This is a genomic window from Novacetimonas hansenii (genome assembly GCF_014843995.1).
GTDB lineage: Bacteria > Pseudomonadota > Alphaproteobacteria > Acetobacterales > Acetobacteraceae > Novacetimonas > Novacetimonas hansenii.
The window spans coordinates 854940-875415 of the sequence record NZ_CP062147.1; the positions used below are offsets into that span (position 1 = coordinate 854940).

General features: G+C 63.4%; 15 protein-coding genes. 5 read left to right on the top strand and 10 right to left on the bottom strand.

The genetic code is table 11. The features are described 5' to 3' along the window. Positions 1-69 precede the first annotated feature (69 nt). The 4 genes from hpnJ to dxs form a co-directional block, all read right to left on the bottom strand. Positions 70-1494 (bottom strand): hopanoid biosynthesis associated radical SAM protein HpnJ, encoded by a 1425-nt coding sequence (hpnJ, locus tag IFJ82_RS03665; protein ID WP_003622006.1) that lies wholly within the window; start codon positions 1492-1494, stop codon positions 70-72. A 96-nt stretch (positions 1495-1590) separates the two neighbouring features. Then, positions 1591-2769 carry a bacteriohopanetetrol glucosamine biosynthesis glycosyltransferase HpnI gene (hpnI, locus tag IFJ82_RS03670; protein WP_040512900.1) on the bottom strand — a complete coding sequence of 393 codons (1179 nt, stop codon included), beginning with the start codon at positions 2767-2769 and terminating at the stop codon, positions 1591-1593. A gap of 69 nt (positions 2770-2838) precedes the next feature. Then, positions 2839-3504, bottom strand: a complete 666-nt coding sequence (locus IFJ82_RS03675) for an ABC transporter substrate-binding protein (protein WP_003622008.1) — start codon at positions 3502-3504, stop codon at positions 2839-2841. Continuing rightward, a complete protein-coding gene (gene dxs, locus IFJ82_RS03680) occupies positions 3501-5441 on the bottom strand; it encodes a 1-deoxy-D-xylulose-5-phosphate synthase (protein WP_239026126.1) in 1941 nt (646 codons plus the stop codon). Before dxs ends, IFJ82_RS03675 begins: the two co-directional genes overlap by 4 nt. 306 nt (positions 5442-5747) lie before the next feature. Between dxs and IFJ82_RS03685 the strand changes: the two genes are divergently transcribed. The 3 genes from IFJ82_RS03685 to IFJ82_RS03695 all read left to right on the top strand — a co-directional run bounded on the left by IFJ82_RS03685 (position 5748) and on the right by IFJ82_RS03695 (position 8801). Then, on the top strand, positions 5748-5900 hold the full coding sequence (locus tag IFJ82_RS03685) for a hypothetical protein (protein WP_192265643.1): 153 nt from the start codon (positions 5748-5750) through the stop codon (positions 5898-5900). Positions 5901-6143: 243 nt separating this feature from the next. Further along, a complete protein-coding gene (gene hpnH / locus IFJ82_RS03690) occupies positions 6144-7325 on the top strand; it encodes an adenosyl-hopene transferase HpnH (RefSeq protein WP_048858969.1) in 1182 nt (393 codons plus the stop codon). A gap of 186 nt (positions 7326-7511) precedes the next feature. After that, positions 7512-8801, top strand: a complete 1290-nt coding sequence (locus IFJ82_RS03695) for a hemolysin family protein (protein WP_003622014.1) — start codon at positions 7512-7514, stop codon at positions 8799-8801. A 496-nt stretch (positions 8802-9297) separates the two neighbouring features. Here IFJ82_RS03695 and IFJ82_RS03700 read toward each other — a convergent pair whose 3' ends face one another. Both IFJ82_RS03700 and IFJ82_RS03705 read right to left on the bottom strand, forming a co-directional pair. Beyond that, on the bottom strand, positions 9298-11280 hold the full coding sequence (locus tag IFJ82_RS03700) for a lytic transglycosylase domain-containing protein (RefSeq protein ID WP_003622015.1): 1983 nt from the start codon (positions 11278-11280) through the stop codon (positions 9298-9300). Positions 11281-11453: 173 nt separating this feature from the next. Next, a complete protein-coding gene (locus tag IFJ82_RS03705; protein WP_003622016.1) occupies positions 11454-12332 on the bottom strand; it encodes a uracil-DNA glycosylase in 879 nt (292 codons plus the stop codon). A 3-nt stretch (positions 12333-12335) separates the two neighbouring features. Here IFJ82_RS03705 and IFJ82_RS03710 point away from each other — a divergent pair, with 3 nt between their 5' ends. Both IFJ82_RS03710 and IFJ82_RS03715 read left to right on the top strand, forming a co-directional pair. Then, complete coding sequence (locus tag IFJ82_RS03710) at positions 12336-14486, top strand: tetratricopeptide repeat protein (RefSeq protein ID WP_192265644.1); 2151 nt, start codon at positions 12336-12338, stop codon at positions 14484-14486. Further along, complete coding sequence (locus IFJ82_RS03715) at positions 14483-15382, top strand: 4-(cytidine 5'-diphospho)-2-C-methyl-D-erythritol kinase (protein ID WP_192265646.1); 900 nt, start codon at positions 14483-14485, stop codon at positions 15380-15382. The genes IFJ82_RS03710 and IFJ82_RS03715 overlap by 4 nt, the downstream gene beginning before the upstream one ends. 795 nt (positions 15383-16177) lie before the next feature. Here IFJ82_RS03715 and IFJ82_RS03720 read toward each other — a convergent pair. From IFJ82_RS03720 to IFJ82_RS03735, 4 genes are all read right to left on the bottom strand, one after another. Next, on the bottom strand, positions 16178-17170 hold the full coding sequence (locus IFJ82_RS03720; protein ID WP_003622019.1) for an SDR family oxidoreductase: 993 nt from the start codon (positions 17168-17170) through the stop codon (positions 16178-16180). A 185-nt stretch (positions 17171-17355) separates the two neighbouring features. Continuing rightward, positions 17356-17934, bottom strand: coding sequence for a YqaA family protein (locus IFJ82_RS03725; RefSeq protein ID WP_192265648.1), 579 nt, complete (start codon positions 17932-17934; stop codon positions 17356-17358). A 67-nt stretch (positions 17935-18001) separates the two neighbouring features. Beyond that, positions 18002-19726: an ATP-binding protein gene (locus IFJ82_RS03730; RefSeq protein WP_081385226.1), complete on the bottom strand. Its 1725-nt coding sequence runs from the start codon at positions 19724-19726 to the stop codon at positions 18002-18004. Continuing rightward, positions 19695-20414: a response regulator gene (locus IFJ82_RS03735; RefSeq protein WP_003622023.1), complete on the bottom strand. Its 720-nt coding sequence runs from the start codon at positions 20412-20414 to the stop codon at positions 19695-19697. Before IFJ82_RS03735 ends, IFJ82_RS03730 begins: the two co-directional genes overlap by 32 nt. Between the last annotated feature and the right edge of the window lie 62 nt (positions 20415-20476).

Here is a 20476-nt window from a genome sequence, read left to right on the forward strand (position 1 = left end):
CGGATGTAACGATATCAGAAAAAACGCCGGAACCTGTGGGTTCCGGCGCATGGAATGGCCTGATGGCGATCAGGCCGCGCGACGTTCGCGCAGGAACTGGAAGAATTCGACGCCTTCGCGCAGGCGACGCTTCATCATCTGCGGGCTGCGGACCATCTCGTTCAGGATCGAGGCGATCTTGGGCGCGCGGAAATAGAACTTCCGGTAGAAATCCTCGACACTGTTGAAGATTTCGGTGTGCGACAGGTGCGGATAATGCAGCGGTGCGATCTGCACGCCGTTTTCATCAATCAGTTCCGCGTTGCTTGCATCAAGCCAGCCATTCTCGGTCGCCTGCTTGTGCAGGAACGTGCCGGGATAGGGGGCCGCCAGGGAAACCTGCAATGTGTGCGGGTTGATCTCGGTCGCGAACTTGATGGTTTCCTGGATGGTTTCCTTCGTTTCGCCCGGCAGGCCGAGGATGAAGGTGCCATGGATCTTGATGCCAAGTTCGTGGCAGTTCTTGGTGAACTCACGCGCGACTTCGACCCGCATGCCCTTCTTGATGTTGTGAAGGATCTGCTGGTTGCCGCTCTCATACCCGACAAGCAGGAGGCGCAGGCCATTGGCCTTGAGCACTTCAAGCGTCTTGCGCGGGACGTTCGCCTTTGCATTGCACGACCACGTCACACCCAGCTTGCCAAGTTCCTTGGCAATCGCCTCTGCACGGGGCAGGTCGTCGGTGAAGGTGTCGTCGTCGAAGAAGAATTCCTTCACCTGCGGGAAATACTGCTTCGCCAGGCGGATTTCAGCGGCCACATGTTCGGGGCTGCGGGTGCGGTAATGATGGCCGCCAACCGTCTGCGGCCACAGGCAGAACGTGCAGCGCGACTTGCACCCACGACCGGTATAGATCGAGATGTAGGGGTGCATCAGATAGCCGATGAAGTAATCTTCGATCTTCAGGTCGCGCTTGTACACTTCGGTCACGAACGGCAGGCTGTCCATGTCCTCGATCATCGCACGGTCGCGGTTGGAGATGATCTTGCCATCCGGGTCGCGCCAGGTGATGCCATCGACATCCTTCCAGTCGCGGCCTTCGGCGATTTCCTTGATGGTGTAGTCGAATTCGTTGCGTGCCACGAAATCGACCGGCGGCGCGTTCAGCAGGCTTTCTTCCGGCTGCACGGCAACCTTTGCGCCGACCATGCCGATCTTGACCGCCGGATTCGCGTCCTTGAGCATCTGCGCCACCCGCACGTCAGACGCGAAGGACGGGGTGGAGGTGTGCATGATGACAAGGTCGCGGTTACGCACATCCTCAAGGATCGGTTCCATGCCCATGCGGGCCGGGGGGGCGTCGATCAGGCGGCTGCCTTCGACCATGGCGGCAGGCTGCGCCAGCCATGTCGGATACCAGAACGACTTGATTTCCCGCTTTGCCTGATAACGGGAGCCGGCCCCGCCATCGAATCCGTCGAAGGAAGGCGGCTGGAGAAACAGGGTCTTCATCATGTTACGCGAATCCTCGGGTCTGAAAGGGGCTCACTCCCCCGCGCGACCGCAGTTGCCTTGACTGGTTTGGTTCGGCCTGTCCGGCCCCCGGCGTGGTCAGTCGCCGGGGGAAGCAGGTTGTGATCGGGGTGTCATAGCGGAATGTGGCGAAATATGCATAGTCTGTCCGCGCCATGCCACGCGCGTGCCTGTCACGCTGCCGACCATGATGCCAGCCGACAGCCAGTCGCGCAGCGGCAGCAGGAACAGCGGAACAAGGCTGCGTTGTGCCAATGCGCGGTCCATGACAAACGCACAGACGGCGCGAACGCCCCATATGGACATAAAGAACATCCATGTCCATGTCGCATGCGGTGCCAGCACGACCGCCATCGTGGCCCAGAACAGCGGAAGCTGGATGGCCGACGCGGCATAACCCAGCGGTTCCAGCGTCTTGACCGTCCGACCCCAGCGAAGTTCGTGGGCCAGTACTTCGCGCAGGGAACGTTCCCCCACGGTGGTCCATGTCATGCACGCGGCAATGGCGATGTCCTTGCCCTGTTCGCGCACATACCGGCCCAGCATCGCATCATCGGCGACATGCGGAACCAGCGCTTCCAGCCCGCCGATGGCCTGAAGCATCGACCGCCGCAGCGCCATCGTCGCGCCAAGGCAGTCCTGCCGCCCGAGATAGCGAGACAGCATGACGCCGGGCAGGAAATTATGGTTGATCTGCCCCGCCGCCAGCAACCGTGGCAGCGTGGGCGACGCCGGCAGCCCCGCGTAAAGCGTTGTCACCAGCCCGACATTGGCGGGAACCAGCGCGCCAACCACGTGGCGCAGGTAATCGGGCGCCACATGGATATCCGAATCGGAAATGACCAGCACGTCGTGACGCGCGCGCGCCATCATGTTGATCAGGTTCCCGATCTTGCGGTTGATCCCGTGAAAGGTCGGGTCGATGACCAGTTCGATATCCAGCGCGGGATGGCGTTCGCACAGGCGCCGCACGATGGGAATGGCGGCGTCATCTTCGGCCTGAACGCCAAAGATGATCTGCATTGCGGGATAATCCTGCGTGCAGAAGCTTTCCAGCGCTTCTTCAAGCAGGGGTTCATCGCCATGCAGGGGCTTGAGCACCGTCACCGGGGGCAAGGGTACGGCCTGGTCGGCGCGTTTTTCCTGCACGCGGAAGCGTGAGACCAGAAAAGTGCCTAGCGTCGCCTGTACGCACCCGGCCACCGCGACAGCCGCAGCCAGACCGGATGGTGAGACAAGGGCGTTAAGAACAGACATCATCTTTCCGGCTGGGTCGCGCGTGCATGATATAACATCGGTAATCCGGTCCGTAACCCGAAGGGCGGATCATCCTTCCGAAAAGACCTTGATCTTCTTCTGTAACAGATCGATCAGGTTTTGCACATTGCCGCCGGACAGGGCGGAACGGAAATCGGAATGCTGCATGCCGACCTGGCTGATATTGCCATTCAGCAGGACGTCAACCACCTGATATCCCTTGGCGCCATTCATGTGCATGACGTAATTGACGGCGGTGCCCGACGGGTCGTCCGATGACCCGATCTGGGTATCGACAATCTTGTTTCCGCCCACCGGCGCGTCACGTATCGCGGGATTGATGGTGAAACGGGCGTCAGTGCCGGGCTTGAAGCTGGAAAGGTTGCGGGCGATCGTGAACTGGCGGAACGTGGACAGCAGCACCTGCTTCTGGTCAGGCGACAGCGTGGCGTAGTGCGGACCGATGGAGGAAGACAGGATCGCCTCCAGGTCATAGACGCGGTCGATGACCGGGCCGAGTTCCTGCGCACGCTGGTCGAACGTGCCGCTGTTCTTGGCCTCGATGCGGGTCAGCTCGGCATAAAGCGCCTTGATGGGGGCCTGCGGGTCGGATGCGGCCGCGGCCGCATGCGCCGAAGGAATGAAGGAGGGCAGGGCCGGGAGCGCCGACGCTGCCACCAGCCCGGCGCACAGCGCCAGGGACGTTGTTTTCAGGACATGTTTCATAATGATCATGATTTCGGTCCGATTGCCGTCTTTAGCAAGGGCTGGGTCATGCTGATTCCGACACCCAGCGCTTCCAGCGCGGTATTGGTGATCGCCTGCGCATCGAGGCCGGCCTCGTGATATTGGGCGGTCTGGGTGTTATGGTCGATGAAGCGGTCAGGCAGGGCCATGGGCCGGAACCGGACACGGTCGAGCAGCCCGGTTCTGGCGAGGTGCATCATGACGAAGGCTCCAAAGCCCCCTGGTGCGCCTTCTTCGACGGTGATCAGCACGGCATGGTTGCGGGCAAGCTGCTCGATCAGGGCGGTGTCGAGCGGCTTGACGAAGCGCGCATCGGCCACCGTGGGGGCAAGCCCGTGGGCGGCCAGCATGTCGGCGGCCTTCAGCGCCTCGGCCAGGCGCGGGCCAAGCGACAGGATCGCGATCCCGCCACGTTCCGGCCCGGACTGGCGCGTCATCTCGCGCACGATGCGCCCGCGCCCGATTTCCATCACCTGTCCCACCGCCGGCAGGTCGAGGCCAAGCCCCCCGCCACGCGGGTAGCGGAGCGCGATCGGCCCTTCGTCGAACGCCGCCGATGTGGTGGTCATGTTGAGCAGTTCGAGCTCGTCGCTCGGCGCCATGATGGTGATGCCCGGCAGGCAGCCGAGATAGTTCAGGTCGAACGCGCCCGCATGCGTCGCGCCATCGGCGCCGACCAGGCCCGCGCGGTCGATGGCGAAACGCACCGGCAGGTTCTGCAGCACCACGTCATGCATCACCTGGTCATAGGCGCGCTGCAGGAAGGTGGAATAGATCGCGCAGAACGGGCGCATCCCCTCGGTCGCAAGGCCGGCGGCAAAGGTCACGGCATGCTGTTCGGCGATGCCGACGTCAAAGAACCGCTCCGGGAAGGCCTTGGCGAACTTGTCCAGTCCCGTGCCCGAGGGCATCGCCGCCGTGATCGCCACGATCCGGTCGTCCGCTTCCGCAACCCGCAGCAGCTCGCGTGAGAAGACGGATGTATAGGACGGCGGCCCGGCGGGGCCTTTCTTCTGCTCGCCCGTGACGACATTGAACTTGGCGACGGCATGGTATTTGTCACCCGCCGATTCGGCCGGGGTATAGCCGCGGCCCTTTTCGGTGATGACATGCAGCAGCACGGGACCCAGGTCATCCGCGTCGCGCAGGTTGCGCAGGATCTGGACCAGCTGCGTCATGTCATGCCCATCGACCGGGCCGACATAGTAGAAGCCGAGTTCCTCGAACAGGGTGCCGCCGGTGATGATGCCGCGCGCATATTCGTCGGCCTTCTTCGCCGTGCGCTCCAGCCGGTCGGGCAGGCGCCTTGCCATCTTGGCGGCAAGGTCACGCAGGCTGAGGAACTTGCGCGAGGACATCAGCCGCGACAGGTAGCTCGACATCGCGCCGACGGGGGGGGCGATCGACATTTCGTTGTCGTTGAGGATGACGATCAGCCGTTCCGCGCCAGGCCCGCAGTGCGAGGCGTTGTTCATCGCCTCATACGCCATGCCTGCGGAGATGGAGCCATCGCCGATCACCGCGATGACGTTGCGTTCGCGATAGGACGGGTCGTGTTCGGCGCGCAGGTGGTGCGCCACCGCCATGCCCAGCCCGGCGGAAATGGAGGTGGAGGAATGCGCCGCGCCGAACGGGTCATATTCGCTTTCGCTGCGGCGGGTGAAGCCCGACAGGCCGCCCGGCTGGCGCAGGGTGCGGATGCGGTCGCGCCGCCCGGTCAGGATCTTGTGCGGATAGGTCTGGTGGCCGACATCCCAGATCACGCGGTCATCGGGCGTGTCGAACACGGCATGCAGCGCAACCGTCAGTTCCACAACCCCAAGCGACGCGCCAAGGTGCCCGCTGGTGGTTGACACCGTGTCGATCGTCTCCGCACGCAGTTCGTCCGCAAGCGCCCTGAGCTGCTCCACCGAAAGGTTGCGCATGTCATGCGGGTAACGCACACGGTCAAGCTGCGCAAAACGGCCCAGCGTCGGGATCGATCCCCATGCGTCAGACCGGGTGTCCGCCTGGGTGCCCGACCGGGTGTCCGATTGGGGGGGAACCTGTGGGTCGGTGTCGGGGGACGTTGGTGCGGCACCCACGGACGCCGTAGGGGAGGCCGCAGGGGAGACCGCAGACGGGGGGGCGTCGTGCTGGGGGGCTGCCTTCGGCTGGTCCATGATGGTCGCGTCCATTTATGTTTTGTCGGGGTCTGTCCGGGGAAACGGGTCAGACCCTGAACCGGTTTCTTGGTCGGCCGCCTTATGCCCGGCACCATGCGCCGCCGGGATCTGGGGGCGGTGGTGGCGATCGGGTATCTTGCGGCATGGTCATGGTCATTCATGACGACCGCAAGGTGTTCGCGCCTTGCGCACGTTATGGCAAGAGTGGATAAATACTAAATCGGCATGTGTGGTGAATTCGCCACACCGTACATGATTGCAATTGAATACAGGATGTTTTTCGTCCTATACAGTCGCCAAAGTGTTCATGTGTCGTAACAACTCCGCAACCTCGCCATGTTCTTGATGCACGGCTGACAGTTATCGGGGTTGTTTTCTTGCGATCGGACGTGTCCATAGTCTGGACTACATGATTTGGAATCAAGACCGGCGTTACGCCGCCGGTGCAGGAGCAGAGGTTTCATGGCCGTTCCTATTATGCAGGCCGTCCGGGTGGGCGCCTACGTCGTCAAACAGCATCTGACGCGCCGCCAGCGCTATCCGCTTGTGCTGATGCTCGAACCGTTGTTCCGGTGCAACCTTGCATGCGCGGGCTGCGGCAAGATTGACTACCCCGCGCAGATCCTGAACCAGCGCATGACCGTGCAGGAATGCCTTGATGCGGATACGGAGGCGGGCGCCCCCGTCATCGCCGTCGCCGGTGGCGAACCGCTGTTGCACAAGGAAATGCCGGAAATCATCCGGCAACTGATCGCGCGCAAGAAATACGTCTATCTCTGCACCAATGCGCTGCTGCTGGAAAAGAAGCTCGACGATTACGAGCCCAGCCCCTTCTTCTCATGGGACGTGCATCTTGATGGCGACCCGGCGATGCATGATGCCTCCGTCTGTCAGGAAGGCGTGTACGAACGTGCCGTCGCGGCGATCAAGAAGGCGAAAGCACGCGGTTTCCGGGTGTCCATCAACTGCACTCTGTTCGATGGCGCCGATCCCAAGCGCGTCGCCACCTTCTTTGATGAAGTGATGGCGATGGGCGTGGACGGCATCATGACCGCGCCGGGTTATGCGTATGAGCGTGCGCCGGATCAGGAACACTTCCTGAACCGCCAGAAGACGAAGCAGCTTTTCCGCGACATCTTCCGCCTGGGCAAGGGCAAGAAGTGGCGCTTTACGCAGTCGCCTCTGTTCCTGAACTTCCTTGCCGGGAACGAGCAGTATCACTGCACCCCGTGGGGCAAGCCGCTGCGCAACGTCTTTGGCTGGCAGCGCCCGTGCTACCTGCTGGGTGAAGGTTACGCCAAGAGCTTTGAAGAGCTGATGGCCGACACCAACTGGGATTCGTACGGCACCGGCAACTATGAAAAGTGCGCCGACTGCATGGTCCATTCGGGCTACGAATCGACGGCGGTGATGGATGCGGTGCGTCGTCCGTGGCACATCGCCAAGGTCGCGCTGTTCGGGCCGGAAACCGAAAAGCCGATGGTGCCGGAAATCTCGCTGGCGAACCAGCGTCCGGCGGAATACGTCTTTACGCAGCATGTCGATGCAAAGATGGAAGAGCTGGCGGCCCGTAAGAAGCCTGCCGCCCCGCCGCGCGTGAACAAGGTATCCGCGCAGCCGGAAACGGCCGCCGCCGCAGACTGATTCCACGCCCCATGCGGGCATGGACAGGATATAAGGTACCGGAAATGGCGGGGCATGTCCCCGCCATTTCTGTATCCACTCCCTGATGGCATGCCCTGCGAATCGGGACTGTTGCGGTCCGGGTTGGGCATATGCGTAATTTCGGGTGTCATCGTCGCGCGCGATATGCTCTAGGATCGCGGCATCATGCTTGTCTCCCTGATTATCATATTCTGCCTTGTCCTCCTCAACGGTGTCTTTGCGATGGGGGAACTGGCGCTGATTTCCGCACGGCGCGCACGCCTTGCGGTCATGTCAAAGGCCGGGGTCAAGGGGGCCGACCGTGCCCTGAAGCTGGCGAATGACCCGCAGGGGTTCCTGCCGACGGTGCAGGTCGGGATGACCCTTGTCTCGATTCTGGAGGGCACGTTCGGCGGCACCAGTATCGAGGCACGGATGACGCACTGGCTGCTGCATTTCCCGCGGCTTGCCCCATTCGCCAGCGAAATTTCAATGACCGTGGTCGTCAGCAGCATCACCGCCATCATGTTGGTGGGCGGGGAACTGGTGCCAAAGCAGATCGCCCTGCGCCAGCCGGAACAGATCGCCACCCGCCTTGCGCTGCCGCTGGAAGGGCTGGCATGGATATCGCGGCCGGTGGTCTGGCTGCTGGGGCGGGCATCGGGACTGGTGCTGCGTCTGATGCGTGTCAGTGCGAACGCCGGCACGGCCCTGACGGAAGAGGAACTGCGCGCCTATATCGCCGAAGGTGCGCAGGCCGGTGTGCTGGAGCAGGAGGAGCGCGACATGATCGAGCGCCTGTTGCGCATGGCGGACCGGCCGGTCCGTGCGATCATGACGCCACGCACGGAACTGTGCTGGATCGAACGGCATGTCCCACGTGCAGAGCTGCTGCGTATCCTGCGCTCCACCACCTATTCGCGCATTGTTGTCTGTGATGGTGGTGTGGACAACCCGGTGGGTGTCATCCTTGCCAAGGACATGCTGGACCGCTTCCTTGATGGTAAAAGCCCGTCGGTCGAGGCTGGCTTGCGACGTCCCATTTCCGTGCCGGATACGCTGTCGGCATTCGACATGCTGGACCGGATGCGGTCATCGCCGCTTGGGCTTGCGCTGGTGCTGGATGAATATGGTTCGTTCGAGGGGATCGTGACATCCTCTGACCTGTTTGGCGCCATCGTGGGGGAGCAGCACGAACCCGGCAGTACCCCGCCACAGCGGATTGCCCATGACAATGTGCTGGTGCTTGATGGGTCGATGCCCGCCGATGAGGTCAAGCACAGGCTGGACCTGTCCGACCTTCCGGCAGAGGGCAGCTACCATACACTTGGCGGCCTGATCCTTGCCCTGTTGCGGCGTGTGCCCGCCGGGGGGGACAAGGTCGTGTTTTCAGGCTGGCTGTTCGAGGTGCTGGAGATGGAGGGGCGGCGCGTGGTGCGTGTCCGCGCCAGCCGTCAGGTGCTGGCGGAAAATTAAGGCAGGCCCGGCACCCCAATCCCGCAACGTCGCGACAGCAACGCAAAATCCGGGTGATGCTTTTCCCGCATCGCATCCACTCAATGCGCCATCCTTTGGAAAAGAAGGCGACGCATCGGGAATGCCATTATTCGATGGCCCCGTTCAGAGAGTGTTTGAAAAGTCAGGCGCGATAGCACCCTGAAATCATAAAGGTTTTTGGTGAAGCTTTTCCCCAAAAGCTTCAGAAGACGCCGCCTTTTTCGATCGAAAGGCGGTCCCCAGAAACTTTTCGTGTTTTTTATCAATGGGTTGTTTTCAAACACGCTCCTGCAAAGAGTATCCCGCCACCCTGATCGGGGGCAGGACACTCTGGATAGGCTGGTATGGCGCGGAATAATAAAAGCTTTTGGTGCAGCTTTTTCAAAGGGCTTTGCAAAGAGATGGCGCCGACCCGAAAGCAGGCGCCATCCAGAAGCTTTTATCAGTCCCCAGCCGCGGGGTGTTCCAGGCAGCGTTAGTGGATCGTATGCGATCCCCGGCCGGTAAGGCCCTGTTCGGCGCTGAAGGCGGGCCATTCATTGCGGGCCAGCGTTTCAAGGGAGGGAGAAGGCAGGCCGAGCCGGTCGGCATAGATCCACAGATAGGTAAAGGCGCGACGCACATAGTCGCGGGTTTCGTTGTTGGGAAGCTGCTCGATATACAGCAGCGGATCATCGGCTTCGTCCGTGCCATTGGCGGCGCGGCGGGCGATGGCGGATGGTCCTGCATTGTAACTGGCAAGCATGCGGATCAGGTCCCCCCCCGGCGGGGCATGTGGTCCCGGATGCTGGGTCGAAAGCTGCGCCAGGTACAGGACGTAAAGCTGCCCGATCTCCAGGTTATGCCCCGGATCATGTAGTCCGGCCGCCCGTGTGGCGTTATCCGTGCCCGTGCTGTGGGTGACAAAGCCCGCCGTCACCGGCATCACCTGCATCAGCCCGTGCGCCCCGGAGCCGGAAACCGCGTTGGCGTCAAAATTCGATTCCAGCCGCGTCAGCGCATAAACCAGCGCCGGGTCCATGCGGAACCCGTGGTCTGGATGCAGCGGCGGCAGGGGAAAGCGTGTCTGGTGGGCCGACTGGTCCCCATCCTGCGACTGGATCAGCAGCGCCATCTGTGAGGCCAGTTCCTTCATGCCCATGGCGTCCGCCACAAGCTGGAGCGAGCGGCACAGGGCGGCGTCGTTCTGTACATCGGGCCACAGGCGGCGCAGGGTGGCTTCGGCGCGTGCGTTCTCGCCCACCTGTGCAAGGGCGAAGGCCCTGCGTCCTGCGGGGGTCGCGGCGACGGCTTCCACGTCGATTTCACCCAGAACCGGTGTGCCTGCATGCAGGGCCTGCCGGTCATCGGCCAGTGTCATGGACGCCGCATCGCCGATCGGGCCGCCATGGCGGGTGGGGGGGGCATGGTGCAGGCCCAGCGCCTGACTGGCGAGCAGGCCATAGAATGTGTGTGGGGCGGCGGCGGCGCGGTGCAGCCACGGTTCATATGCCGCGACATCACCCACTGCCCGGTGCGACCGCGCGGCCCAGAAGGCTGCGCCTGCACGGATGCTGCCCGGTGTCAGGGGTGCGCGTGACGCCGCCTCGAACAGGGGTTCCGCCTCGTCAGGGCGTCCCTGCCGCCATGCGGCAAGCCCCGCGACATATCCGGCCAGCCCGAGCCGCCCCGAAGAGGTTTCGAACGCTTCGCGCGCGATGCTCAGCGCCAGGCGGTTTTCACCCGCGCTGAACAGGGTCATCGCGACCTCGGTCCGCAGATGGGCCGCATACAGGTCGTTCAGGCCGGGCGTGATCTGGATCAGGTGCAGGGCGCTGCGCGCACCCTTGACGCCCTGTGACGCACGTTCGCGCACCGTATGGTCCAGCAGGCTGTTGCGCGTGAATACCCGCAAGGAGGGGTCGTCCTCCTCTGGCAGGTGGACATGCGCGGGTGTGTGCATGCTGCCCAGTGCGATGTTGGGCGGTGCGGGGGGCAGTGTTGCCCCGCGCGGCGTCTGTGCCGCCAGCAGGCCATAGATGGCCGGGGAATCCGACAGGGAGGAAAACGTCCGCAGCCACATGCGCAACTGCCCCGTGGTGGGGTGATAGGCAGGGTTCAGATAACGCGCGGCCAGCAGGTCGCCAAGCAGCAGGTCGTCATGGATACCGGCGGTCTGGCTGATGGCGGCGTCGAAGCGGCCTTCGCGCTGCAGGGCGAAAACCTTGCGGATACGCGCCGCATCATCAGGCGCAAGCAGGCGTGGCAGGCTGACACTGCCCCCGCCCCTGGTTGGGAAGCGTGGGAGCGCAAGCGCTGTTTCCTCGTTGTGGCCGCTATGGGCTGATCCATCCGGATCCAGCGCCCTGGGGTCCACCGATTGGGCACGAAGCGGCGCGAAGGCTGCTCCTGCCAGGAATGCGGCACCCGCCAGAAAAGCGGTTACCGCGGTGGGGGGGGTATGATTTATCCCTCGCATGGCCCGCGGGGTTTAGGGCCTTGCGCCCAAGAAAGCAACCCAATTACGTCGGGTGCTTATCAATAAGATTTCACAACAGTTATGGAACCCGAAATATATCCTTGAAAACATGCGATGAAATGCAGGTTGATATACCTGCTGTTAATGGATTGCGTTCTGTTAATATATCATGATTACGCGTCATGATTGTAACCGTCCTCCTGTAACGTTTTGCGTAACTCCAGCATGTCTTTCCATGCGTCGCGACGTGCTGTCGGACTGGCGCGCAACTGCTGTGCATGGCGCATCGGAAGCGCGGGGATAACGTGGGGAACCGCCGAATTGTTGCCTGTGGCGGACAGGTTTTCAGGCACGGTGATATCGCGCCATCGCCCGCGTGCCCGCGCCGCCGTTATGCGCTCCCCCGTCAGCAGCGCGACGGGGATATTGCCCATCAGGATCAGACGGCGTGGCCGCGCCAGCACAATCAGGCGTTGCAGGAATGGCAGGCATGACTTCAGCTCCATGGCCGAGGGGGGACGCCCCCCCGGTGGCCGCCATGCGATGACCGGGGCCAGGAACAGGTCATCGCGCGACAACCCGATGGAGCCGAACATCCGGTCTGTCAGCTTTCCTGTTTCCCCACAGAACGCCATGCCGCCGCGGTCCTCGTCCGCGTCGGGGGCCTCGCCCACCACCATGACATGCGCGCCGGGCCTGCCCTGTGGGGTGACGGTATGGGTCGCGGTATCACGCAGGGCGCATTGCCCGAACGTCGCCATGGCGATGTGCAGTTCCTCCACCGTGGTGGCGCGCGCGGCGCGATCGCGCGCGTCGGCTGCGGCCAGTTCGGCGGTGGTCGCCGCCGATGGCGGCGGGGCAGGGCGTGATGGCCGGACAGCGGGGGCGGAGGGGGGGGAGCGTGAAAAGTGATGTTCCTCATCCCGCGCACGCTGTATGGGGGGGGGTGGCTTGGCCTGGGGCTGGGCCAGCCGGTCCACGGGAACAGGGGACAGCGCTTCGTCCGCGCCCCATTCCACATAGAGTTGCAACAGGGACAGGGAATCGGTCATCGGATGGATACATCCCGGACAGGCAGGGCATTCGCGGCGACAGGCACGGCAACGGGCATCGCGGCAGAAGTGGCGGCAGGAGTGGTGACAGGCACGGTGCGGCCGCGCGGGATTTGGCATCGAGCCGCACACACGCTAGATTCTGGTTTCATGCTGTCCTCCCGTTTCTGGCGTCTCGCACTGCTTGGCGCTGTTGTACCGCTGCTTGGCATTATTCCCAACCGGGAAACGCGTGCCGCCGCCCCCGTGAGCATACCCCACGGCCCGGCAGGCACCCCCACCGTGACGCAGAGCCTTGCGACAAACGTACTGGTCGCCACCGTCGCGGCCAGCGAGGGTGACAATGCAGAGGCCGCGCGCACCTTTACCCGCGCGGCGCAGCTTGCCCCATCTTATCGCCCCTTTGTCGAACGTGCGTTCCTGTATTCCATCCTGGCCGGCAGCCCGGACGCCGCCCGCCTGGCACGCCAGCAGCCGTCCGGCGTGGTGCCCGAACTGGTGATGGGCAACGCGGCGGCGGTCGCGTCGGACTGGGCCGGGGCGCTGTCGCATTATGAAAAGGCCCCCGACGACCCCATCATGCGCATCGTCCGTCCCCTGTTGCGGGCATGGGCGTTGCAGGGGATGGGCCGCACGGACGATGCGCTTGTGGCGTTGGCGGCTGCGCAGGCGGATCATCTGCTGGGGGGGTATTACACGCTGCATGCCGCCCTGATTGCGGAAATGGGCGGTCAGGTCATGCGTGCCGATACGCTGTATCGCCGCGCGCTGGACATGTCGGGTGGGGATCTGTTCACCACGCGGGTACTGACCCACTGGCTTTACCGGCAGGGGAAGGCGGCGCAGGCGCGTGACATGATCGCGGCGAAGATCGCGGCCATGGCGGCGCTGGAACCCGCGCGGCCCGCGCTGGTTGCCGCACTGGGCCGGCCGGTCGTTACCAGCCCGCAGCAGGGGATGGCGCAGGCGTATGGCCTCCTCGCGTTGCTGATGGACCAGCAGAACAATGCGGAGACCCCGCCGCCCAAACCGGGCGAGGACCATCCCGCCCATGACCATGATATCACCACCCTGCGCAGTACGGAGCAGATGATGCTGCGCCTGTCGCTGATGCTGGACCCCGCGAATACGGAGGCGCGGATACTCCTGTCCGCCCTGTTCCATGCGGAGGACGAGAACCAGCAGGCGATCGACGTCCTGGCGGAGGTTTCGCCCAATGACCCGATGGCCGTTGTCATCCGTGCGGAGGAAGGCGAACTCGACATGGCGCTTGGCCACCGGGCGGAGGCGGAACGGATCATTCGCGGCCTGCTGCGTGATGCGCCTGCTGACCGGACCCTGTGGTGCGACATGGGGGATATCCTGCTGGGGCAGGGTAAATGGCGCGAGGCCCTGTCGGCCTATACCCGTGCGCTGGCGCTGTCCGGCACGCTGGAGGGGGATGACTGGCGTGTCCTGTTCGGACAGTCGATTGCCTATGACCGCGTTGGGGACTGGAAACATGCAAAGGCCGGGCTGATGCAGGCGCTGCGCATGGCCCCGAATGAGGCGGAACTCCTCAACGACCTTGGCTATTCCATGGTGGAACATGGCGACGACCCGGCGACGGCGCAAGATTACCTGCGCCGCGCGCTTGCCCTGTCGCCCGATGACGGGCAGATCCGCGACAGCGTGGGCTGGGTCGAACTGCGCCTTGGCCATGTGGGCGAGGGGCTGGTGTTGCTGGAGCGCGCGGCGGAGCAGTTACCCCAGGACCCGGCGATCAATTACCATCTTGGCGTGGCCTACTGGGTGTCGGGCCGCAGGCTGGAGGCGGTGAATGCGTGGCAGGACGCGGCGCAGTTCCATCCTGACCCGCCAGACCAGCGCAAGATTGCGGCCGCCCTTGCCTATGCCACGTCACAGGCGGCGGCGCACCCGCCTGCCCATGCGGTGGCGCCAGCGGACCTGCGTATCACGCCATCGCCATCGCCCGCCGCCAGTGCCGGTGTCAGTGCCACGACATCGCGCGTTGCGTCCCCTCCGGCTTCCCGGTCTGTTCCGGCGGTGGGAGAGGCGGCATCCCCCAATCCCCAACCAAATCCAGATACCAAGGCCACGGCCCCTGATGGCAGCGGGCCAGCAGGTGACAAGAAGGACGGAGCACACAAGTGACGGCAACCCAGAGCGAATCGGCGCATGCGAAAATCAACCTCTACCTGCATGTGACCGGACGCCGCGCGGACGGATATCACCTGCTTGACAGTGTGGCGGTCTTTGCCGGGGCGGCGGATGTGCTGGATGTGGAGGTCGCGCAGGCACGTGGCGGTGCGCTCGGGCTGCGGATCGACGGGATGTTCGGTGCGGGATTGTGCGGCGATGACGCCACCAACCTTGTCATCCGCGCCGCCGACGCGCTGCGCACGCGCGCAGGGGCTGCGGCGGATGGCCTGCCATCGCTTGACGCCGTGCTGCACAAGGATCTGCCGGTGGCGTCGGGAATCGGTGGTGGGTCGGCTGATGCCGCAGCCGCGCTGCGCACTGTGATGCGGGCATGGGGGATGACGGTGCCGCGCGATGAACTGGTGCGGATCGCAACCGCCCTGGGCGCGGATGTTCCGGTCTGCCTTGACCAGGTGCCCACGCGTATGAGTGGGATTGGTGAAATCCTGCGTCCCGCGCCTGCATTGCCGCAATGCGGGATGATGCTGGTCAATTGCGGGATGAGCGTTTCCACCCCGGCCGTGTTCCGTGCGCGGCAGGGGGGATTCCGTCCCGCCCCGGACCTGCCCGCACGGTGGGAGACATTGTCGCAGATGGTGGGGACATTGTCGGAACTGAGCAATGATCTGGAGGATGCGGCGTGTGCGGTCTGTCCCACGATTCGCGAGGTCCTGTCGGCCATGCGCGCCGCCCCCGGTTGCCGCTTTGCCCGGATGAGCGGATCTGGCGCCACCTGCTTTGCCCTGTTCGATACGCCACAGGCCGCCGAACATGCGCGCGATGTGGTGGAACGCCCGGGATGGTGGGTCTGGGCGGGGGATCTGTATCGTGGCGGGCGCGCCGCCTGAAAATCAGGCCGATCCAATAGGAGTATTTAAAAGACTGTTTGAAAAGCCAGGTCCGATAAAAGCGTGAAATAATAAAAGTTTTTGGTGAAGCTTTTTTCCAAAAAGCTTCGAAAGATGTCGCCTTTTTTAATCGAAAGGCAACACCGAAAATATTTTTCTATTATTCATCAACGGTTTGTTTTCAAGCAGTCCCTAAAAGAGTATTTGGAAATAACTCATTGATAAAAATAAAAGTTTTTGGATGCCGCCTTTTGATCGAAAAAGGCGGCGTCTTGTGAAGCTTTTTGGAAAAAGCTTCACCAAAAAACCTTTATAATTTCATGATGTTATCGATCCTGACTTTTCAAACAGGCTCTGAAAAGAACAGGGGGAAATGGCCCAACCCAAATAACAAACGTGTTTGGGTGAGGCTTTTTTCAACAATCTTCATGGCAGGGCTGCCTTTTTGAAAAAGGGTAGCACCCGGAATCGTGTCATGTTTACCAAGGGGAGTGTTGCCCAACACTCCCTTGCGCCATCGCCGTGTTCCCCAAAACCGCTTCACCAGACCTTATTTGATGAGTACATGAGGGCGCGTGGCCGGATGTAATCAGGCACTGACAGAAGGTCACGGCCCCCACCACAGGGGACACGCGCGATGGGGCCTGTAGGTGCCTGCATGCACGCGGCTGTGGCCCTTGGTACCGCTCGGGGGGGGGGCGGATCTGGCTGGGGGGGATCCCTGCCCCAGATCCGGTTTATCAGGGGGCCATTTTATGGGCCATGTTATCAGGGGCCCATGGCGTTGTTGCGGGTTTATCCCCGGCGACGGCAGCGCACCGCCAGCATCAGCGCGAAGCCTGCGGCGGCAATGGCCGTGCCCACCTGTGCATGGCGTGATGTCAGCAGTGGCGGCACGCCCTTGCGCGTTATCATGTCGAACCGGCCATGCGCGGCATAGGCCCCGGCGACGGTGCCAAACAGGTCATCGGGTTCGTTGCCTTCCACCGCGACCTTTTCCATCTGTTTCGCATATCCGCCCTTGGACAGCCACCGGTCCGACAGGCCGGGCAGGAAGGTGGAAATCACCCACGATTTGACGCCTGATGTGCCAACCCAGATATCGCGATATTTTCCGAACGCGGCGCGGCAGATCGCCTCTGCCGCGATTTCGGGTTCATATACCGGGCCCATCGGTTTCAGCCGTTTGCCGGTATGGTTGCGCGTCCATGAAAAATGCGGCGTGTTGATCGACGGCAGATGCACCAGCGCGATGTGGATGCGGTCCCCATCATGCAGAAGTTCGGGGCGCAGGCTTTCGGAAAATGTGCGGATCGCGGCGCGTGCGCCATTTTCGATGGATTGCAGCGGCGGCGGCCGCAGGCCCGCCAGCGCCACAAGGTTGACGATCGTGCCATAAGAACGCCTGCGCATCCGCAGCAGGGCCGAACGTGTGCCATTGACGGTGCCAAGATATGTCACCTCGGTCGCGCGGCGGATTTCATCGGGTGTGATCTCGGCAAGTTGCCCGCGCACACCCGCCCCGGCGCAGTTGACCCATATGGTGATGGGGCCAAGGGCATTTTCGATCTCCTCCGCCGCGGTGTCGAGTGCGGCTGCGTCCGATACGTCGGCACAGGCGATGTGGGTGCGCACGTTCAGTGCCTGCAATTCCGCCGCCGCATCACTCAGCCGGTCCCGGTTGCGCCCGATCAGGGCGATATCGCATCCGGCGCGTGCAAGGGTGCGTGCGGTGGCGCGACCGATGCCGGCCCCGGCTCCGGTAATGACAGCAACCTGTTGCGGCATGAAAAATGGCTCCGTAATGGTAATGATGGTGGATGGCCCCCGGTGGCCGGACCCGTATCAGGCGGGGCGGCGGCGCGGGATGGTCCGGTTGATGGTATCCGTTGCGGGCATGGTATCATGCGTGCGCGCCCAAAGCATATCCGGCGGATGGCATGGCGGCTGCGATATCGTGACGGTGGGGGGCATCATACATATTTCAACGCAATGAATCCCCCCACGACCAGCACCGCGAACGCACCGGCCACCAGCGGCAGGCGGTGTTCGATAAAGGCCTGCACCGGTGCGCCGAACCGCCGCAGCAGGGCGGCAACCGCGAAAAACCGCACCCCGCGCGTGATTGCACACGCCACAAGGAACGGCCCAAGTGCCAGGTGGGAGGCACCGCTGGCGATGGTCACGAATTTAAAGGGAATCGGGGTCAGGCCCTTGATGAGGATGATCCATACCCCCCATTCGCGAAACCGCGCCTGCAACCCCGCAAGTGTCGCCTGCGCGTGATAGAAGCGCACGACCGGCATCGCGATATAATCCAGCAGGAAGGCCCCGATATACCATCCCGCCACCGCGCCACAGATGCTGGCGGCGGTACACAACGCCGCCAGCCGCCATGCCTGATCGCGTCGTGCCAGAACCATGGGGATCAGCAGCAGGTCCGGCGGCAGGGGAAAGACGCTGGCCTCGGCAAAGGCGATAAGCGCCAGCCACAGCGGCGCATACCGGCTGGCGGACAGGTGGAGCGTGCGTGCGTAAAGCCGGTCAAGCATGGATCAGGTGCCCGCAACTTATGGCCGCCGGGACGGGAGTGGGGATGGCGCGCCGTGGCCGACCACCCTAGCAGACAAGTGTGACGGTCACACGCAATCCATGCGGGATGCAGTTGCCAAGGCGTATGTCACCGCCCAGCCCCCAGATGATGTTGCGTGAAATCGACAGGCCCAGTCCGGTCCCGCCGGTTTCGCGGTTACGGCTGTCTTCTGCGCGGACAAAGGGGTCGAACATGCGCTCAAGATCCTCTGGCGGCAGGCCGGGCCCATCATCTTCGATCCACAGGCGCGTCACCATTTCGTCCGGGTCATGGCGGTCGCCGGGTTCGGGCGGGAACAGGGTCACGCGCACGTTGCCGCCATATTTGATGGCATTTATCACAAGGTTGTTGAGCGCACGTTTCAGCGCAACGGGGCGGGCATGGATCGTCACGTCGGGCGGGTCGGCGCTGAAACCGATCCCGTCGGCCAGGTCGGGATGGGTTTCCGCCGCTTCGTCAAGGATGGTCTGCAACAGGATCGTCAGGTTCAGCGCATGCATCGGTTCGCGCTGTTCCGCATCACGGCCAAAGGACAGGGTGGCCGACACCATGGCTTCCAGCTCGTCAAGGTCGGCCAGGAAACGGTGCTGCATGTCCTCGTCCTCGATGAACTCCGCGCGCAGTTTCAGGCGCGTGATCGGGGTGCGCAGGTCATGGCCGATGGCCGTCAGCATCAGCGTGCGATCCGACAGGAACCGGCGGATGCGCCGGGCCATGGTGTTGAACGCCATCGCCGCGCGCGCGACCTCCTGCGGGCCGTCTTCTGCCATGGGGGGGGCATTGACGTCACGGCCCAGCGCCTCTGCCGCCGCCGCCAGCGTGCCGACCGGTGCGATCAGGCGGCGCACCCCCCACAGGATCAGGATGTCACCCGTCACCGTCATCAGGATGAAGGCGATCGGAAATGTGGGGGAGCGGAATATGCTGGGCCGGCGCAGGGTGTAATGGATCGTCAGCCAGCGATGTTCATCCGGCAGCAGAAAGGCGATCGCGCGTTGCCGTCCCTCCCGGTTGGAGGGGGAGACCATGACCTGTTGCGGGCGCAGGTTCGGTGGCAGCGGTGGTCCCCCGCCCCATTGCGGCCCCATCCCCCATGGCGGTCCACCCCATGGGCTGCGGCCGCCACCAAAGGCCTGTGGGCCACCGCCCCCCCCTTCGCCACCGTGTCCGCGCCATCGCGATGCGGGTGCGCCCCCATGGCGGTCGTCCCCTTCCTCCATCGCGCCGCCCGGCGGCGGTGCCGGACCGCCGCCGGGGGCCTGTTCAGGGGGGCCGCCACCCCATGGGCTGTCCATCCGGGCCATGCGGCGTTCGCCATGTTGTGACAGCATCAGGCCGTCGATCATGTCCGGTTCCGGCCCCGGTGTCAGTTCGGCATGGAAACTGGGCGGCATGTGCAGCGACGCCAGTTCCGCATCACGATGGTCTATCGCGGTTTCCACAATCCCGCGATACAGGGTGATCACTTCGGTATGGTATTGCTCCTCCAGCATGCGGCGGTCGAAATCCAGCCGGTCCAGCGCATGGATCGCAAGGCCACCCGCCTGGATCACGCCCAGCCCGCAGATCAGCAGCAGGCTGGTTCGTGCGGCGAGGGAGGGAGGGCGCAACCGGCCCAGCAGCGCGCGCAGACGCCCCATGCGCCCCGGTGGTGTTTCGGGCACGGGCACGATGTCATCAGGATGGATCAGGGGCGGTGGGGCAGCGCCATGCAACAGGTCAGGTCCGTTCGATTTCCGCCGCCAGGACATAGCCGCCGCCCCGTACCGTCTTGATCAGTTGCGCATTACGGCCGTTATCCTCCAGCTTGCGCCGCAGGCGACTGATGGCCACGTCGATGGCGCGGTCGAACGGCCCCGCCTGCCGCCCACGCAACATGTCGAACAGCATGTCGCGCGTCAGCACCCGGTTGGCGCGTTCAAGCAGGGCCAGCAGCAGGTCATATTCCCCGCCCGTCAACGGCACCTCCGTCCCTGTCGGGTTCAGCAGGCGGCGGCGCACGGTGTCGAGTTCCCATCCCGCAAAGCGCATGAGCCTGCGTGCGGGCACGCTGCGTGGGTCTGGGTTGTCGTTCACCCGGCGCAACACCGCGCGGACGCGCGCCAGCAGTTCACGCGGGTTGAAGGGTTTGGGCACGTAATCATCCGCGCCCAGTTCCAGCCCGATGATCCGGTCGGTATCATCACTCATCGCGGTCAGCATGATGATCGGCACATCTGCCTGCGTACGCAGCCAGCGTGCGACGTCCAGCCCGCTTTCCCCCGGCAGCATAAGATCAAGGATCACGAGCTGGTAATGCCCGCCGGTCCATTTGCGGCGCGTTTCCTGCCCGTCGCGCGCAGTGGTGACACGCAGTTCATTGCGTTCGAGGAAACGGGCGAGCAGTTCCCTTATCTCGCGATCATCATCGACAATCAGGATATGCGGCAATAGGTCCATGGGACCGTATCCTAGACGAAACCGACCCTTTTCACACCTGCTGTTTCACTCCGTTGCAATAA

Excerpts from the sequence above, each read along its gene's own strand:
- IFJ82_RS03735 (WP_003622023.1), bottom strand. The coding sequence starts at position 20,414 with ATGGACCTATTGCCGCATATCCTGATTGTCGATGATGATCGCGAGATA.
- IFJ82_RS03730 (WP_081385226.1), bottom strand. The coding sequence starts at position 19,726 with ATGTCCTGGCGGCGGAAATCGAACGGACCTGACCTGTTGCATGGCGCT.
- hpnH (WP_048858969.1), top strand. The coding sequence starts at position 6,144 with ATGGCCGTTCCTATTATGCAGGCCGTCCGGGTGGGCGCCTACGTCGTC.
- IFJ82_RS03675 (WP_003622008.1), bottom strand. The coding sequence starts at position 3,504 with ATGATCATTATGAAACATGTCCTGAAAACAACGTCCCTGGCGCTGTGC.
- IFJ82_RS03700 (WP_003622015.1), bottom strand. The coding sequence starts at position 11,280 with ATGCGAGGGATAAATCATACCCCCCCCACCGCGGTAACCGCTTTTCTG.
- IFJ82_RS03725 (WP_192265648.1), bottom strand. The coding sequence starts at position 17,934 with ATGCTTGACCGGCTTTACGCACGCACGCTCCACCTGTCCGCCAGCCGG.
- dxs (WP_239026126.1), bottom strand. The coding sequence starts at position 5,441 with ATGCGCAACCTTTCGGTGGAGCAGCTCAGGGCGCTTGCGGACGAACTG.
- IFJ82_RS03705 (WP_003622016.1), bottom strand. The coding sequence starts at position 12,332 with ATGACCGATTCCCTGTCCCTGTTGCAACTCTATGTGGAATGGGGCGCG.
- hpnI (WP_040512900.1), bottom strand. The coding sequence starts at position 2,769 with ATGTCTGTTCTTAACGCCCTTGTCTCACCATCCGGTCTGGCTGCGGCT.
- IFJ82_RS03695 (WP_003622014.1), top strand. The coding sequence starts at position 7,512 with ATGCTTGTCTCCCTGATTATCATATTCTGCCTTGTCCTCCTCAACGGT.
- hpnJ (WP_003622006.1), bottom strand. The coding sequence starts at position 1,494 with ATGATGAAGACCCTGTTTCTCCAGCCGCCTTCCTTCGACGGATTCGAT.
- IFJ82_RS03720 (WP_003622019.1), bottom strand. The coding sequence starts at position 17,170 with ATGCCGCAACAGGTTGCTGTCATTACCGGAGCCGGGGCCGGCATCGGT.
- IFJ82_RS03710 (WP_192265644.1), top strand. The coding sequence starts at position 12,336 with ATGGATACATCCCGGACAGGCAGGGCATTCGCGGCGACAGGCACGGCA.